The organism is Cytophagia bacterium CHB2, from assembly GCA_030263535.1.
Taxonomy (GTDB): domain Bacteria; phylum Zhuqueibacterota; class Zhuqueibacteria; order Zhuqueibacterales; family Zhuqueibacteraceae; genus Coneutiohabitans.
Map to the genome: position 1 here is coordinate 1 of SZPB01000008.1, position 17,188 is coordinate 17,188.

11 protein-coding genes and 1 pseudogene are annotated in these 17,188 nt (G+C 52.7%); 9 read left to right on the top strand and 3 right to left on the bottom strand.

Translation table 11 applies throughout. From position 1 onward, the window contains the following. The 9 genes and pseudogenes from FBQ85_01810 to FBQ85_01850 form a co-directional block, all read left to right on the top strand. On the top strand, nucleotides 1–3,210 hold a 3,210-nt coding region (locus FBQ85_01810), incomplete at its 5' end, for a hypothetical protein (GenBank protein MDL1873900.1). 284 nt (nucleotides 3,211–3,494) lie between these two features. Continuing rightward, complete coding sequence (locus FBQ85_01815) at nucleotides 3,495–4,142, top strand: hypothetical protein (protein MDL1873901.1); 648 nt, start codon at nucleotides 3,495–3,497, stop codon at nucleotides 4,140–4,142. A 396-nt stretch (nucleotides 4,143–4,538) separates the two neighbouring features. Further along, nucleotides 4,539–5,168 carry a nucleotidyl transferase AbiEii/AbiGii toxin family protein gene (locus FBQ85_01820; protein MDL1873902.1) on the top strand — a complete coding sequence of 210 codons (630 nt, stop codon included), beginning with the start codon at nucleotides 4,539–4,541 and terminating at the stop codon, nucleotides 5,166–5,168. A gap of 21 nt (nucleotides 5,169–5,189) precedes the next feature. Further along, nucleotides 5,190–6,545 (top strand): replication-associated recombination protein A, encoded by a 1,356-nt coding sequence (locus FBQ85_01825; GenBank protein ID MDL1873903.1) that lies wholly within the window; start codon nucleotides 5,190–5,192, stop codon nucleotides 6,543–6,545. 100 nt (nucleotides 6,546–6,645) lie between these two features. Continuing rightward, entirely contained in the window at nucleotides 6,646–9,282 is a 2,637-nt protein-coding gene (locus tag FBQ85_01830) for a hypothetical protein (GenBank protein MDL1873904.1), read from the top strand. Nucleotides 9,283–9,409: 127 nt separating this feature from the next. Next, the gene (locus FBQ85_01835) at nucleotides 9,410–10,333 is read left to right on the top strand and encodes a site-specific DNA-methyltransferase (protein ID MDL1873905.1); all 924 of its coding nucleotides are present in this window, start codon (nucleotides 9,410–9,412) and stop codon (nucleotides 10,331–10,333) included. 20 nt (nucleotides 10,334–10,353) lie between these two features. After that, nucleotides 10,354–10,964: pseudogene (locus FBQ85_01840) on the top strand (restriction endonuclease). A 199-nt stretch (nucleotides 10,965–11,163) separates the two neighbouring features. Continuing rightward, nucleotides 11,164–11,970 (top strand): ParA family protein, encoded by an 807-nt coding sequence (locus tag FBQ85_01845; GenBank protein ID MDL1873906.1) that lies wholly within the window; start codon nucleotides 11,164–11,166, stop codon nucleotides 11,968–11,970. Beyond that, the gene (locus FBQ85_01850) at nucleotides 11,918–12,778 is read left to right on the top strand and encodes a ParB/RepB/Spo0J family partition protein (GenBank protein MDL1873907.1); all 861 of its coding nucleotides are present in this window, start codon (nucleotides 11,918–11,920) and stop codon (nucleotides 12,776–12,778) included. The genes FBQ85_01845 and FBQ85_01850 overlap by 53 nt, the downstream gene beginning before the upstream one ends. Nucleotides 12,779–13,137: 359 nt before the next feature. On the opposite strand, the gene FBQ85_01855 is transcribed toward FBQ85_01850, so the two are convergent. The 3 genes from FBQ85_01855 to FBQ85_01865 all read right to left on the bottom strand — a co-directional run bounded on the left by FBQ85_01855 (nucleotide 13,138) and on the right by FBQ85_01865 (nucleotide 17,186). Continuing rightward, nucleotides 13,138–14,253: a YjgP/YjgQ family permease gene (locus tag FBQ85_01855; protein MDL1873908.1), complete on the bottom strand. Its 1,116-nt coding sequence runs from the start codon at nucleotides 14,251–14,253 to the stop codon at nucleotides 13,138–13,140. A gap of 84 nt (nucleotides 14,254–14,337) precedes the next feature. After that, nucleotides 14,338–15,876, bottom strand: a complete 1,539-nt coding sequence (locus tag FBQ85_01860) for a YjgP/YjgQ family permease (protein ID MDL1873909.1) — start codon at nucleotides 15,874–15,876, stop codon at nucleotides 14,338–14,340. A 50-nt stretch (nucleotides 15,877–15,926) separates the two neighbouring features. Beyond that, nucleotides 15,927–17,186 (bottom strand): TlpA family protein disulfide reductase, encoded by a 1,260-nt coding sequence (locus tag FBQ85_01865; GenBank protein MDL1873910.1) that lies wholly within the window; start codon nucleotides 17,184–17,186, stop codon nucleotides 15,927–15,929. Nucleotides 17,187–17,188 lie beyond the last annotated feature (2 nt).

The following is a 17,188-nucleotide window of genomic DNA, read 5'->3' on the forward strand; positions in this document are numbered from 1 at the left end:
GCGCTCGCCGGTTTGTGGTGGGGCGGAGGCAAGGGCATCATTCCGTTGCCGCCCAATCTCAACATGCCGGATGAGTTGCCGCCCGGCCCGGAGCGCCGCCGTCTCTTCGAAGCCTATGGCCGTTTCGTGGCGAGCCTGGGCGGCATTTACTACACCGCGGAAGATGTCGGCACCAAAACAGCGGACATGGATGCGCTGCTCAGCCAGAATCGTTTCACGACATGTATCTCTGAAAAACTCGGCGGCAGCGGCAATCCTTCACCCTTCACCGCGCAAGGCGTGTTGCGCGGCTTGCAGGCCGCGTGGCATTTTCTCACCGGCTCGGATGATCTCAAAGGCGTGCGCGTGGCGGTGCAAGGCGCAGGCAACGTGGGCCGCCCCCTGATCGAGCTGCTCAATGATCTCGGCGCGCGCGTCTGGATTGCGGATGTGAACGAGCAGGCGATTCAAGCGCTCAAAGCCAAGCAGCCGCGCTTGCAGGTGGTGGGGCCGGATGAAATTTTCGATCTCGAGGCCGACATTCTCGCGCCGTGCGCGCGCGGGGGTGTGATCAATGCGCAAACGATTCCGCGCTTGAAAGTGAAACTGGTGTGCGGGGCAGCCAACAATATTTTGCTGGAAGAACGTTACGATCCCGAGCGCCTGTGGCGGCGCGGCATCAGCTTCGTGCCGGATTATGTGTGCAACCGCATGGGCATTACCAATTGCTGCGACGAATGGCACGGCTATTTGCAGGACGATATTCGCGTGGCCGCCGAGCGCGTCTATCCCGATACGCTGCGCGTGCTGCGGCATGCGCACAATCTCTTTATTCCGCCGACGCAAGCCGCGAACGAGCTGGCAGACGTCGCGGCCAGCGAGCTGCACCCGATTCTCGGACACCGCGGCCGCCGCATCATCGATCATTTGATTGCTTCGAATTGGGCCGATTCGACAAGCTCACGGCAAGCTGGTTCGACAAGCTCACCACAAGTGGGTTCGGCAGGCTCACCGCAAGCCGGTTCGACCGAGCTAGCTGAAGCCTCTCGGCAGATAATGCGAACGCTTTTCGATCCGCCCATCGACGAGCCGGTGCTTTGCGTCACTTGGGAAAAACAGAATCGCTTTCGCGGCGAGGAGAAAGCCATTGCCGCTGCGCCGGTTTCAGCGATTTCGAGTCCCAATCTTTCCTCATTCATGTCGCCGCTGCTGCTAGATGTGCGTGCGCGTGCGCTTGAAATGTTGACGGAAAAACGGCCGCGGCGCGTGCTCGGCTCGGATCACGGCGGGCTGGCGTTACAGTTGGCAATCGAGCGGTCACTGCCTTATGAGCGTGAAGAAGTTGGCCGCGCAGATTTCATCGCGAAATGCCGCGATTATTACAATCGCAACGACGCCGCTATTCGCGAACAATTGCAGCAGCTCGGCATTGGTTTCGATCCGCCGGCCTGGCTCGATCCCATGGCGGAATCCGGCAAGCGCAGCGGTGAACGATTGTTTTACCGCCTCAAAGATGCCGGTTTGCTGGTGCGTGAAAAGCGCTGGGCGTATCATTGCCCGCGCTGCGAAACGGTTTTGGTGTCCTCGGACGTCGGCCGCAGCAAACTGAAAATCGATCATCATTACAGCATTCGTTTTCGCACGAAAGCGGGCGCAGTCGAGACGAAAACCCATTTTCCGGAATTGGTTTTGGGCGCAGTGGCGGTGGCGGTTAAAGCCTCCGGGACGTTTGGCAAATTTGCCGGGCAACAGGCGAAGCATCCGGTGAACGGCAATGACGTCCCAATCATCGCTGTTGATGAGCTTGCGGCAGACGCCGTCTTTTTGGTGCCGGCGCACAACCGCAGCGATGATCAAATCGCGCGTGACGCCGGCATTCGCGAACGCGTGGTCGTATTCGATGAAAAAGGCGCGGTGAGCATCGCCGGTTATACCGAGCTATCGCTTGAGGAAGCGCGCCGCAAAGTGCTGGGGCATATTGGCGCAGACGCCACGCAAATTGCCGGACATGAAGCCATTGATGCGCACCGCTGCCAGCGTTGCGAGGCCGTGGTCTATCAGCGTTATTCCGAGCAGTTCTTTGTCAACGTTGAAAATGGCGCCGGCCATTTGCGCCGCGCGATTGAAACGGGCGCCGTGCAGTTTTCGCACACGCGCTGGCGCGAACGCGTGCTGGCGCATCTTGAGAATTTGGAACCGTGGTGCATCTCGCGGCAACAGTGGTGGGGCAATGTAATCCCCGGCCATCCGGGCGCGGTGTTTTCGACGTGGTTCTCACTGGCCGCGTGGGCGCTGCAAGGCGCGGGCTGGCCGGCGCAACCCGCGCCTGCTCCGATTGACGAAGTCTTTGTCGATCCGGAATTGCTGTTGCGCTGGATCGCGCCCTCGCAAATCGTCGCATTGTTGATCACCGGCCGCCCGGCGTTTCAGCATATCATTGTACATGGCCGTTTGCAAATCTCCGAGCGCGCTTTGCAAACGCGCGCCGAAGTCAGCCCGGAAGCGCATGATGAGGAACGCTTTCTGTTCCGCGCGGTGCGGCGGCCGATGCGGCACAGCCTCGGCAACGTGGTGCAACCGAGCACGCTGATTCGCCGCTTCGGCGCAGATGCGCTGCGCCTCGGTTATCTGCTCTGTGTCGAAAACGGCTTTCAAGAAGCCGCCACCGCTGCCGAAAGCAAACTCAAGCGCGGCCGCAAATCCGTGCATCTGTTGACGGCAAAATTAGCGGGATTATTCAGCATGTTGCGCGAGCCTTGGCACGTTGGCGAGGCGCGGCCGGCGGACAAATTCATCATTGCGCAGGCGACTGCGGCGGCGGGAGAAGCGCGGCGCGCCTATGAAGAACATCGTTACACCGATGCCGCGGTTATATTAATCGAGATGATCGAAGCGTTTGGCCGTTACGTTAACCTCATCTCGGCGCGGCGGCAGGCCGGGCATAATCTCGGCGCTGTGACCGCAGCAACCGCGGCCGTGATGACGCGCATGCAGTCGGCGTTCAGCCCCATTTGTCCGTTTGTATTTGAGAAGATCGGCAAATGGATAGTCGCACAATGCGCCAATGCCGGCACCGAACCACTGGTCGAGCCGTGGATGGATGAATTGCTGAAACAGGCGTCCGTTTTGCGCCAGCGCGAGAGTATCGATTTCATGCAAACGCCACTGGCAAAATTGCCCGAGCGCGAGCGCGCTGAAATCTTGCATTTGACCAAGAGTTTTTTGACATGAAAGGGCATCGCTGCAACGGTTTTGAAGTTTTGGCTTGTCTTTTCAGTTTTGGCTTTTAGATTGTGGAAGGTTCCTGGAACTTCTTCTCGCCTGATGATTTTCCCATAATCTTGTTTTTAGAGCATCATAGAAAATTTTAACGGCTCTTCATGCAGATTTTTAAACAGTTCTGCGCTGGCTGCCGGTTTGCGGTGATATTGGCTTTAAAAAGAATTAAATGACTTTGCTCGAACGTTGGAAAATGTCGCAGTCTGGGATGAATATATTAATACGGAGGGCGCGATATGACGGCATTGAATTCAGGGCTTTTGCGAATTGCTGCGGCGATCTTGTTCGCATGCACTTGCGGGTGTTATCAAACACAATACGTTTATCGTCAGGTAGAGCGTCAGGTTGTTGTGCCGCAAAAGCATACGCCTCAGCGGCTAACCTGCGACATGATCCGGTACTTTGGTATTAGCCGCGAAGAGCTTAGAGGACTAGAATTCCGCCTTGAGAACGCTTTAATTTTGCAAGAGGTTAGACATGACGGTGAAAGCACTGTAACCGGAACTCGAAAATTAGATTTGAAGCGGACGGTCGTTCAGGATGAGATTGTTTTTCCGCACTTCATATGGGGGCAGCCAATTGACGTGCAGTATGATTGGTCACTCTGGTGCCGAGAGCCCACCTTTGCAATTTGGGTTCAGTTTGAAGCTCCGAAAAGCACCAATCCTTCACTAATAAAAAAGCTTACGCTGAAATTTACTCCCAACTTCTGTGGCGAATATGAAGTAGATAAAACCTTTTGGACAAACAAGGTCAGTTATCAGGGCAGGTGGTATCAAAGCTTGTTGTCAGGTGTCGATAATTTTTTGCTCGTTGATACCGATTTACTTGAAGAGATCATTCACCGGCGCAGAATAGTGGCCGGGATCAAATCCGGCCAGTAGCCGTCAGATGTCCGCGAAGCACTTTCTGTTTAAGTGTTGATTTTTCGATGACACCTCAAGATACGTCTCCGGAGCTTGTCTAATCACCAAAGAGGTTTTGTCAATTCTTATTACATTGTCTTTGAGCTTTTATTCAGCCCGCTTCATTATTCATGACGAAGTGGGCTTTTGTTTTGCGGTTCTTCAGTAAATTGCAGCCGTGTGTCACTCGTTTTATGGATAGATAAATGCCCTTGCTTCTCCACACGCATCCCGTTATATTGGAAAAAATAAGCGAGCCCCTTTGAGCCCGGGTTGGTTTTTGAATACGAATTTTGCCATCCCGCATTTTAGTAATGCTCGACAAGTACTGCGTCCGGGTGTACTATCCTTATTTTGAATGCCGAGAGCGCCAAAATGATCAATGCCGGTGTTTTGACATTTCGAGAGTTTGTCATGCGTGAATCGTTGCCGTTGGCCAGCCTTCACCAGGCGGTATTGGAGTTTTTGCACGACCGCAACGATGCCGTTTTATTTGGCGCGCAGGCCGTAAACGCCTATGTCAGTGAGCCGCGCATGTCGCAGGATATCGATCTGCTTTCGCCCCGCGCCGCTGAACTTGCCGAAGAGCTTCGAAATTATTTGAGCAAGTGCTTTCACATTGCCGTGTGGGTGAGAGAAATTGGTGAAGGGAGAGGATATCGCTTGTTTCAAGCGCGTAAATCCGGTGATCGTCATTTAGTCGATCTTAGGCCTGTTGCGAAATTGCCAGCGGCGAAACGTATTGACAAAATATTGGTAATGGCGCCAGAGGAATTGATTGCCAGCAAGGTGATAGCTTACCATCAACGACGTGGAAATCCCAAGTCCGGAACGGATTGGCGGGATTTGGCGATGCTTCTGTTAACTTTTCCGGATCTTAAACAAGACGACGGAGCGGTTGTTGATCGGCTCCTGGCCGCTGGCGTTGATCCTTCGGTTTTGCAAGTCTGGAAGGATTTGGCAGCGCAACAGATACAAGCGCCGGACGAGGACGATGAGTTTTAATCACGTTTTATGTCATTAATCATGAATCTCTTCGAACAAACCGCGCAGGAAAACGTGCAGCGCAGCACGCCGCTGGCAGAACGCATGCGGCCGCAGCGTATCGATGCTTTTGTCGGCCAGGATCATCTGCTGGCGCAAGGCAAGCCCTTGCGCGCCGCGTTTGAGAGCGGTGAATTCGGCTCGCTAATTCTCTGGGGGCCGCCGGGCAGCGGCAAAACCACTTTGGCAAAATTGCTCGCCGGCGCAGCCCGGGCGGATTTCTTCATGCTCAGCGCGGTCGCCAGCGGTGTGAGCGAGGTGCGCGAAGTGCTGCAAAAAGCGATGAATAACCGCAAAGTCGGCAAGCAAACGGTATTGTTTATCGACGAAATTCACCGTTTTAATAAGGCGCAACAGGACGCGCTGCTGCAGCGCGTGGAAGACGGCACCATCACGTTGATCGGCGCGACCACGGAAAATCCCTCGTTCGAAGTGATCTCGCCGTTGCTCTCGCGTTGCCAGGTTTATACTCTCAAAGCACTATCCGATGATGCGCTCCTGCAAATCATCGAGCAGGCGCTGGCGAACGATACGCAACTTAAAAATGCCAGGGCTGTAATCGACGAGAAAGCGCGACGCTTTCTGGTGCAGCTTTCCGCCGGCGATGCACGCGCCGCGCTCAACGGCCTGGAATTGGCCATCCGGCTCGCGAAACCAAATGCCTCGGGTCAGCGCGTTCTTGCGATTGATCATATTCGCGAGGCGGTGCAGAAGCGCGCGCTGAACTATGATCGCGCCGGCGAGCAGCATTATGACACGATTTCCGCGTTCATCAAAAGCGTGCGCGGCGGCGATCCCAATGCCGCGCTGCACTATCTGGCGCGCATGCTGGAAGCGGGCGAAGATCCGAAATTCATTGCGCGGCGTTTGATCATTCTCGCGAGTGAAGACATTGGCAACGCCGATCCCATGGGTTTGGTTGTCGCAACCTCGGCATTCACGGCGATAACTTACATCGGCCTGCCCGAAGGCGCATTGGTGCTGGCGCAAGCCACAACCTATCTTGCCTCTGCGCCCAAAAGCAACGCTTCATATTTGGCGCTCAAAGCCGCGACGCAGGAGGTGAAGGAAAAGCCGTTGGCCCCGATTCCCCTGCACATTCGCAATGCCCCCACCGGTTTGCTGGCAGCCGAGGGCTACGGCTTGGGATACAAGTATCCGCACGATTTTCCCGGGCATTTCGTGGAACAGAATTATTTGCCCGGCAATTTAACAGAGGCGCTGTATTACCGGCCCTCTCAAAACGGGGCAGAAGTCGAGATGAGCAAACGCTTGCAGCAGTGGTGGGAGAAATACCGTAAAGAAAACCCTGAGTCAAAAGATAAAAATGAAAAGTGATGTGCCAGTTTACCGGTTGCCATGGCCGAGGCCTTTTTATAAAATTCTTGTTCGCCTCGCGTTTTCGCGTATCGTTCATTTGCTTGCGGCGGTTTTTACTTTGCCTTCGGCTCTGTATGCCCAGGAACCCACTATCAAGGAAATTCTGTGGTCCGATAGCACGCATACGGCCTTGTTCAAACCGGATTCGATAACCACGGATTCCCTTGAGTCTTCCCCCATCACCGAAAAATCCGATCTTGATGCCCCAATCGATTACACCGCTTCTGCCATTGAGATTCTTGTGCCGGGACGCGTGATTGTTTTGACCGGCAAGGCCGTGGTGAAATACAAAACCGCCACACTCACGGCCGGGCGCATTACGGTTGACATGGACAAGCGCACGCTGCTCGCCGAGCCGTTGCCGGATTCATTGCGCACGACGCCGCCGAAAACAACGGAAGCCGCAAACGGCAAAGCAGAAGGTGAAGACGATTTCCCTACGTTTTCGGATGGCGGCGACAAAATTGTGGGCGAGCAGATGGAGTATAATTTCTCCACCGAAAAAGGCCGGGTCTTGCGCGGGCGCACAGAGTTTGACGGCGGCCACTATTACGGCGCCCGCATCAAACGCGTCGATGATAAAACGCTGAACGTCGGCAGCGGCACCTACACCACCTGCGCGCTCGATGAAAATCCACATTTTCATTTTTGGAGCCGCCAGATGAAAATCACGGTGCAGGATAAGGTCGTGGCCAAGCCGGTGGTGTTTTTTCTGGGCAAAATTCCGCTGGCGATTCTGCCGTTTGCCGTGTTTCCCACCAAAACCGGCCGTCATTCCGGATTGCTTATTCCCAAATACGGCCAAAGCGCGCTCGAAGGCCGTTTCCTGCGTGATCTTGGCTATTATTGGGCGGTGAATGATTATCTTGACGCGCGCGCCACCGTCGATTTCTATGATCGCTCGGGCTGGCTGCTGCGCGGCGATTTGGCTTATGTCAAGCGTTATGCTTATCGCGGCAGCATCGGCGGCTCAATCACGCGCAAAAATTTTGCACTCAGCGATACGGAAGAACGCTCGTGGGATTTGCGTATGAATCACAACCAACCCATTGGGGAAAGTTCGTCGTTGAATGCCTCCGGCACCTTCACCAGCGGCGGGAGTTTCTATAACAACACCACCTCTAACCGCGATCAACAGCTTCGCCAACGCTTGACCTCGCAGGCGACGTATTCGACGCGCCTGGGCAACAACAGCCTCTCGCTCAACCTTTCGGAAAGCAAGGATTTGCAGGACGGCTCGTTCACCCGCACGTTGCCGGCCATCAGCTTCAGCATGCCGCAACGCCCGCTATTTGCTCCGAAAAAAAAGAAGAAATCCGGCGGTGTGAGCACGATCAGCCTGGAAGAGATTCCGTGGTATCAAAACATTCAATTCAGTTATTCCGGCAATGCGAGTTATCAAGTCAGCCGCGGCCGGGAAGTGAACGGCGTGGCGGCGCCCAAGCAAACGCTGGGGCGCGCCAATCACGCGCTCAATCTTTCACAATACAGCCCAAAGTATTTCGGCTGGCTTTCGCTTTCACAATCCGTTGCGATGCGAGAGGATTGGTTTGATCGCCGTAAAGATTATTTTGCCATCGATACTAGCAAAACCGACCTTCCTGCCGGCGCTTCTTTGATTTCCTCGAGTCTCGCCTCGCGCGAAGACAAAGGTTTTTTTCAACGCTATACGTTCAACTACACCGCCTCTGCGAACACAAAACTCTACGGTACTTTTTTCCCAAAAATTTGGTCGATTCAAGCCTTGCGCCACGAGCTGTCGCCCAGCATTTCGTTCTCTTATCAACCGGATTTTGCTGGCAGTTTTTGGAGGTACTATCAAGAAGTGACGCTGCTCGACAGCACAACCCGAAAGCTCGATCGTTATGGCGGCACGAGTCAAGGCACGGTGGCGAGCTTAAACTTCGGCCTCAACAATCTTTTTCAAATGAAGACCGGCTCTGAAGAAAAACCGAAGAAGATCAATCTCTTCAACCTCGGATTATCGACGGGTTACAACTTCGCTGCCGAGCAGTTCAAGCAAAGCCCGTTGTTTTCCAATTTACAGGCCAGCCCGGCGCGCGGCGTGTCGGTGAGCTTGAACGCCTCACACAGTTTTTATGACGTCGATTCCACCGGCACGGAGATTCATCGTTTGCTGTGGAAGAAAAATGGCATCTTCAGCGGAAATTATCTCCGACTCACCAGCGCCTCGTTGAGTGCGAGCATTCAATTGCAAGGGAAAACCGGCGGCGCGCCGGAAGCGGCTCCGGTTTCCTCACAAAATGTTTTTGATGAGGACGAAACGCTGGCGCAACCGCCGTCGCCGTTTGGCCCCTTTTCTCCACAACAAGATTATGTTGATGCGTCAGTGCCGTGGAGCGCAAATTTTGGATTGAGCTACAGCTTGAGCCGCGCCAATCCGCTGCGGCCCACGAAGTATGCGCAACTCAATCTCAGCAACGCGCGCGTGCAATTGACCAAAAATCTCAGCCTGGATTATTCCGCGCAATTCGACCTGGTGCAAAAGGCGGTTATCTATCAAAGCTACAGCGTGTATCGCGATTTGCATTGCTGGGAGATGCGCGTCACGTGGATTCCCTCGGGCACGCGCCAGAGTTTTTACATGAGCATCAGTTTGAAATCGCCGTTGCAGGATATCAAACTCGAAAAGCGCGGTGGGCGGTCGAGTGTGTTTGGAGGGTCGTATTATTAAGAATTTTCTGCCTTGCGTTTTTGAGCGAGGTAGTTTAATTTAAATACAATTACATCCGTCTCGATTTGAACTTACAGCGAAATAACAATAATCCCCTTTTTGCTGACTGAGTTGGGAGAGCATTAGCATGTTCGAGAAGATTGAAATTACCTCAAATTTTACCGACAAAGCCCAAGTAATTATCCATCCCGGAAATTGTTTGAGTTTACTTAAACAAATTCCCGACAATGCACTTCAATTAATTGTTACTTCTCCGCCGTATAACATTGGTAAAAAATACGAACGCAGGCTGAAACTAGATTTGTATATTAAACAACAAGAGCTAATTATCAAAGAGTGTGTGCGGGTTCTGTCGATGACGGGCAGCATCTGTTGGCAAGTTGGAAACTACGTTGAGAATAGTGCAATTATTCCGTTAGATACTATTCTTTTTCCAATATTCAGTAAACTTAACCTCAAATTGCGCAATCGTATTGTGTGGCACTTTGAACATGGGTTGCATTGTAAAAAAAGATTTTCTGGCCGCTACGAAACAATTATTTGGTTCACTAAATCAGATGAATACGTGTTTAATCTTGACGCAATTCGCGTTCCTCAAAAGTATCCAGGCAAAAAGCACTTCAAGGGGCCCAAAGCCGGCCAGTACTCCGGCAACCCTCTTGGAAAAAATCCAGGAGATCTGTGGGCTATTCCCAATGTTAAAAGTAATCATGTTGAAAAGACTATACATCCTTGTCAATTCCCCGTCGAATTGATTGAGCGCCTGGTTCTATCTCTCACGAATAAAGGCGATTGGGTCTTTGACCCATTCATGGGGGTCGGCACAACGATTGTAGCCGCTATTCGTCATGAACGGAAAGGAGTTGGCGCTGAAGTTGTCCCTGACTACATCAAGATTGCTCATGACAGGGTTCAGCAGGAATCGCGAGGGATTTTGAAAACTAGGCCAATGAATCGACCAATTTATGATCCCGTGAAGGCAGGAAATAGTATGACGATTGTTCCCTGGACAAGAAAACAGCACGCCTCACAGTTGTCTTTGATTGAATAACAAAGAAAGTTTGGCATCTCGTGAAGATTATTCAGACATATTCTCATCTTAACGGTCTTGAGTTCCTTTTAGTGCATAAACCAATTCTTTGGAAAGAAATAAAGGCGGTCATAAAAGCTATAGATGCCGAAGCCTGCAGAACAAAGGTTTCTAATGAAAAAGGTATGAAAGGCAAGCTTTTGTATAGTCCCATAGCCATGAATGCAAACTTCAAGGAACTTCTCAGAATTAAGAACTGGAAAGAAAGTCGGGTAAGTTACTGGGTAACCAAGAGTGAAAAGCTCATTCGAAAGACATTGACCATGGCTTCAGATGAACAAAAAAGGAAATTGAAGCCGCGGGTGAAAAGCCTATTTACAGTTATAATCAAACGGATTTCGTTAAAGATCGCGTTGCTATTGAAGTTCAGTTTGGCAAATACTCTTTTGTTGCTTACGATTTGTTTGTCAAGCATCTTGCTTTTTATGTTGGGGATCATATTGATGTCGGGGTCGAGATTTTGCCGATGAAGAGCCTGCAAAGTCAAATGAGTTCAGGTGTAGCGTATTTTGAAGGAGAATTCTACAACGTTGTTCGTCAGGGGCGAGGTGTTCCCGCCGTGCCATTGGTGATTGTTGGCATCGAACCGTAACTGTTAGTCAGCAATTGCTGATCTGACGACAATCCCGTTGAACTCCCTGCCAAATTTCGGATATACACAATATTTAGTTGCTGTACATCTGTCCAGTAGCCGGAATTGACAAATCCTAGCCGTCTGTAAAAATTAGGCTTGCATTTCAGGCCACACTCGCCTAACTTTGTGCCATCTTTCGTGAGGAGATACGGCAATCATGGCGAGGACAATTTCGATTTCGAACCAAAAAGGCGGCGTAGGCAAGACGACGACAGCCGTCAATTTGTCGGCGTGCATCGCAGTAGCGGAGAATCCCGTGTTGGTGGTGGACATCGATCCGCAGGCCAACACCACCAGCGGCCTTGGAGTCGACCCGCGCAAAGTGCGCAACAGCATCTACGAAGTCCTTATCAACGATCTCGACATTAATCAAGCCATCATCAATACCGATCTCAAGTACCTCGATTTGTTGCCCTCCCACGTGCGCCTGGTCGGCGCGGAAGTTGAAATGGTCGGCGCGCTGTCGCGCGAGCAAATTCTCAAACGCGCGCTGTCGCGGCTGGAAAAAAACTACAAATTTATCTTCATCGATTGCCCGCCCTCACTTGGTCTTCTCACGTTGAATTCGTTGACCGCGGCTGATTCGGTTTTGATTCCGATTCAGTGCGAGTACTATGCGCTCGAAGGCTTGAGTCAGTTGTTGAACACGATACGCCTGGTGCAAAAGCATCTTAATTCACGCCTCGAAATCGAAGGCGTGTTGCTCACGATGTACGACGGCCGCCTCAATCTCAGCCGGCAAGTTGCGGACGACGTGCGCAAATATTTCGGTGACAAAGTTTATAAAACTTCGATTCTCAGAAACGTTCGCTTGAGTGAAGCGCCGAGCTACGGCAAGCCCATCATTCTCTATGATGCGGTGTGCAGCGGCGCGGAAAATTACATGAGTTTGGCAACCGAGATCTTAAAGAATGGCTACGAACCGGTTAGGAAGAGGGCTGCAAGCGCTCATTCCCGAGCTTAGCAACACCGACAGCGGCAAGTTAGATGCGGTTCGTGAGATCGAAATTGCCAAGATCTCGGCCAATCCCTTTCAACCCCGCCTGGAATTCGACTCTGCCCGCCTCGCGGAACTCAAACAATCCATTTCGCAAAACGGTTTGATCACGCCCATCACGGTGCGGCCGCACGGCTCCGGCTATCAATTGATTGCCGGCGAGCGCCGTTTGCGCGCGGTGCAAGAATTGGGTTACAAAGGCGTGCCGGCGTTCGTGCTGGACGTGAAAAACGATACGCAAATGCTCGAGCTGGCGATCGTAGAAAACGTGCAGCGCGAGGATTTGAACCCGATTGAGGAAGCTCTGGGTTATCAGAAATTAATCGAAGAATGCGATTTCACCCAGGAAGTGGTGGCGCAAAAAGTCGGCAAAGACCGCGTGACGATTGCAAACGCCCTGCGGCTGTTGAAACTCGCGGAGCCGATTCAAGAGAGCGTGAAGAAAGGCGAGTTATCTGCCGGCCATGCGCGCGCGATTTTGGCCGCGCCGGACAAGCAAAAGCAGCTTGCGCTGTGGAAGAAGACGATTAAGAATCAACTGAGCGTGCGGCAGGTGGAAAAACTCGCGCGCGCGGAAAATGGCGGCGCGGGTAAAGCTGCCAAGAAAAAAGCGCGCAACGTCACCGCAGATGTGCAGGAGGCGGAAGATATGTTGCGCCGCGCGTTGGGCACGCAAGTTCGCATTGAGAAGAAGGGCAAGGGCGGGACGATTGAAATCGAGTTTTATACCTCAGACGATCTTGAACGCATTCTCGAGTTGATTCAGAAGGGGTGAAGCATCTTCTCAACCTCCATGTTCGTTGCACACATTCCCCCCAAAACAAAAACTCCAATAGAGAATAACGGCGATATCAGTCGCCGCGTGAGAAAACTGCACATTGACACAGATGAAACACGGATTTTACTACTCGGAGAGTGAAATACTTTAATTTTTCCTTAATCAAAACCCGCTAAAATAGGGAATTTTCTTCATTTCTCAATTAAGCTTTATCATGCTCCGAGTAGTAAATAGACAAAGCGTTTAGACTCCAATTTTTCTGCTCTGAAATTGATGAGCAGCCTGACGTCTATTCCCATTGCTTCCTTCTCTTCTTCGTCATACCCCGCGCCAAACCACATAGATCCATCGAAATTTCACGTGCGGGTGCGCGATAACACAAACATTCCCCCCAAAAAGAAAATCATATTTCCCAACCACGCGCCAATGAGCGGCGGAAGTGAGCCGTTTTGGCCGAGTGATTGCCCGGTTTTGACCATGCCAAAATAGAGAAACGTAATAACCAGTGTGAGCGCCACGCCCACCGCGCCGCCGGAGCGCACACGCCCGGCAGCCAGCGGCGCGCCAAACAATACAATGATGAAGCTCGTGAAGGGAAAGGCAATTTTGAGATAAAGATCGACGTACCAGCGCTGCGGATCACCGCCGTTGTCGGCGACTTCTGCAATAAACTTGTTCAGCTCACGATACGACATTTCTTCGGGGTCCTTTTGCACTTTGACCAGCACTTGCGGCGTGAAAGAAAGCTGCGGCAATTGCAGCGTGTCGAACGGTGTTGCGGTTTCGCTTTCACCGGTAAACGTGCGTTGATACCCGTTGACCGCCTGCCAATACGTGCCGCGCCAATGCATCATTTTCGCATCGATGCGGTGCACGATGAAGACGCCCTCATAATCCTGAATGCTGATTTTGTTGGCGCTGCTGTCCGCGGCGTTATAATAGCCGATGAACACGCGCCGGCTGCGGCCGCCGTTTGCAGGCGCGCCGTTCTGCTGCTCGGGCAGGCGTTCCTGCAAATAAAGATTCGAGAGACGCGTGGGCAAATTGCGCGGCAGGCGATCGATATACTGGCTTTTCAACTCGGCTTTGCGTTGATTGGCCTCGGGCATCACGATTTCCGCAAAAGCCAGCATGAGCAGGCTCACGAACAGGGCCAACCCGAAAATGGGTGCGAGAATGCGATACATCGAAATGCCGGAGGACTTCATGGCGGTCAACTCGTTGTATTTGCCAAGCTGTCCAATGCTGAACATGGAGGCAAGCAGCATCGCGATGGGCAGCATCAACACGATGATGTAGGGAATGAAATAAAAATAGTAGCTCACGATAACCACGGCCGGCACCTGCCGGTCGATGTAATCCGATAAACGCTCGACCAAATCGATGATGATAAAAATGCTGATGACTGCCACCAGCGAGAACGCCAGAATGAACAGGAATTTTTGAATGAGGTAACGATCGAGCAAGCGCATACGATGCCAAACAAGTGGTTATTGATATTTGCAAGCGTAAATGGAAAATTACCGGGCGAAAACGTCAAGCACAGGTATTTTGTTTTATTGCGCAGTTGTATTCGATTCTGCCGGCAATGAGTCGCCGTTGCGCCAGTTTGAACTTGCTGCTGAAGTTGTGCGCCGTTTGAAGATTTGCGGCAGCCAGGATAAATCCGCGGTGGCGCGCACCGTTGCTGAACGCATGAGAAAAAAAATCCCGGCGATACCGACGATGATATTGGCCGACCACATTGCCATGAACGGAGAAATGATTTGGCGTTTCGCCAAATCCTCACCGCTGATGAGCGAGGTCCAATAAATCAAAAAAAAGAGCAGACTGAAACCGCCGGCGGTTGCCATGCCGCCGCGCCGCGCCATGGCGCCGAGCGGCGCGCCGATCAACACGAACACGATGCAGGCCACCGGGATGGAGTATTTTTTTTGAATCTCGACGTCCAGGGATTCAATCCGGCGCCGGTCTTGTTGAATCGAAGCCAATTGGCGATTGACTTGCGCCTGCACATGGCGTTGCGTATTCAAAAGATCGACCAGGCGCGCCTTTGGCGTTTGTCCGCCGGAATTCTGTTGCAAATGATTTTGGCCTACGGACAAGTTGGCCCGTTCGCGCGCGGCTAGGGCGCTGCCCGGCAACGGTTGCATATCTTCCGGCGAGGCGGCCGCGGTCGTGGAATCTTCCGGCATATCGAGCCATTGGCGCAGCGGCTGCGGCAAACTGAGTGCAACAGCGGCGTTGATTTGCCTGTGGCTTTCGGCGATTTCATTGCGATTCTTTTGCACTTCGTCGCGCATGTATGCCGCGCTTTTTTCGCGATCGCCGCGATATTCCGACTCGCTGCGGCTCAGGAACATGTCATCGACCGGAATAGAAATTCTATGCCGCGGAAACGCAATGCGCCGAAATTCTTCGGACTTCTTGAGGTCGATTTCCTGCATTTCACCGTCAAAGAGCGTCAACACCAGCGCCCCGCTCGCCTGGCTCAACTCGATCAAGCCGCGCTTTGCCGAAATCGTTCGGCTCAACTCCGTGCTGGTATAGTCATTGATGAGCAGGTTGCGCGCTTTCGCCACGCCCGCGCTGTCTTCCAGCTCTTGCACGAGCAAGCCGTAATTGGGAATGTCATCATACCACACGCCGGGCTCGATGCTGATGGTCGGTCGCTTGCGCGCGATGTCGCTGCCGAGTAGTCGCGTACGGTGATTGAAATCCGGCAGCACGTTGTTGTTGAACCAAATCATAAAAACCGTCAGGCCGGCGGCAGCGATGATTGCCGGACGGATGATGCGATAAATGCTCACGCCGCTGGCTTCCATTGCGGTAATTTCGTTGTCCGCTCCCAGCCGTCCAAAAGCCATGAGTGTGGCGGTGAGCACGGCCATGGGCACAGCCAGCGCAACGATCCACGCCAGGTTGAGCATGAAAAATTCAAGCACCACTGGCCACGGCAGGCCCTTGCTCAAGATGCGGCTCAATTCACGAAACAGCAGATTGAGCAGGAACAACAGCGTGATGATAAAAAACGCGAAGAAAAACGGGCCGACATGTTCGCGCAGAATGTAGCGCGCTAAAATGAATTTGGGCATGGCGCAATATAACCAACGCCGGATAGCTTTGCTATAAAATTTTCCCGGACTCACTTGCTCGAATGCATTTGCATTCGTGAAGCGTCTTTCAACAACTCTTTCACCGTTTCATAATAGTGCCGCATCTGCGCCTGATAGCGCTCGCCGGTTCCCGGGCCGTGGAAACCAACGTGAATCGCATGCACCCGGCCGTCGCGGCCAACGAAAATCGTGGTGGGATATGCAAAGAAATCATCTAACTGATTTGAGAGGCGGACTTGCACGTTGGCTTTGGCGGTGCTGCCGCAGAAAATGATGGGGAAGGTGAGGCCGTAACGCTGCTGAAACATGCCGAGATTCTTTTGCGCGGCAGTGAAATCGCCTTTGATTTCAAAGGCCAGCGAAATCACTTCCAAACCGTCGCCGTGAAATTCTTCATAAAGCTGCTGCAAGAGCGGCGCGGCATCCATGCAATTGTGGCACCAACTGCCCATGATGTCGAGCAACAAAACCTTGCCCTGCAAGCGCGGATCGGCGCTGGTGAGCGAATCTCCGGCTAGCGTCACGCCGCTGAATTGAAACGGCGCTGCCGGATTTTTCATGCGCGTCTGGCGCGGGTTGTGAGCCGGCGCCGGCAGTTCGCGCAGCGGTTTTAGTTTGAAATGAGAGGGCTTTTCGGAGCGAACATAAAGCCTGCCGGCCCAATCTCCCTGTGTTTGTTCCAATTCGACCAGCAATGCCTGCCAGCCCGTGAAGCGATTGAGCTGCACGCGATTTTTATCTTGCACGCCTGCCAATAAACCGTAATCGCCGCTGGGATCGAGGATCGTGCCGAAGATCGAATCATGTTTCACCCAGAAAGTTGCCGTGCTCGCGCTGTCAATGCCGTTGTCATATTCAAAATAAACGCGATAGGCGCCGACCGGCGGCACGCTGGGTTTTACTGCGCGCGCTGCTTCTTCCGGCGTTGCCGGACCGGCGACAAACGTGAACGAAGTGGTGTCCTCGCGAAAGCGCAAATACTGGCCGTGAAGCCAGCCGTTTTGCCATCGCGCCTGCATCAGCGCGCCGTATTCCGAAAAATTGAGCAGCAGCGAGTCGCCGCGCTGCGTGATTTCGGGAATGGGTGTGCGCTCATCTCCCACGAGAAAATAGCCGGAAGGAGGCGTCGCGGTGAGATCAAGAAACATGTGAAACGGCAGTTGGCGATCGTCGGCGAGTGAAGCAGTTCCCCACCAAAATGATGTTTTAGGAAATGTGTGTTGTTGACAGACTAGGCTTAAGATAGCAGCAAAGAGTATCTGGGCGAAGCGAAAGTTTTTGGCTTTCATGT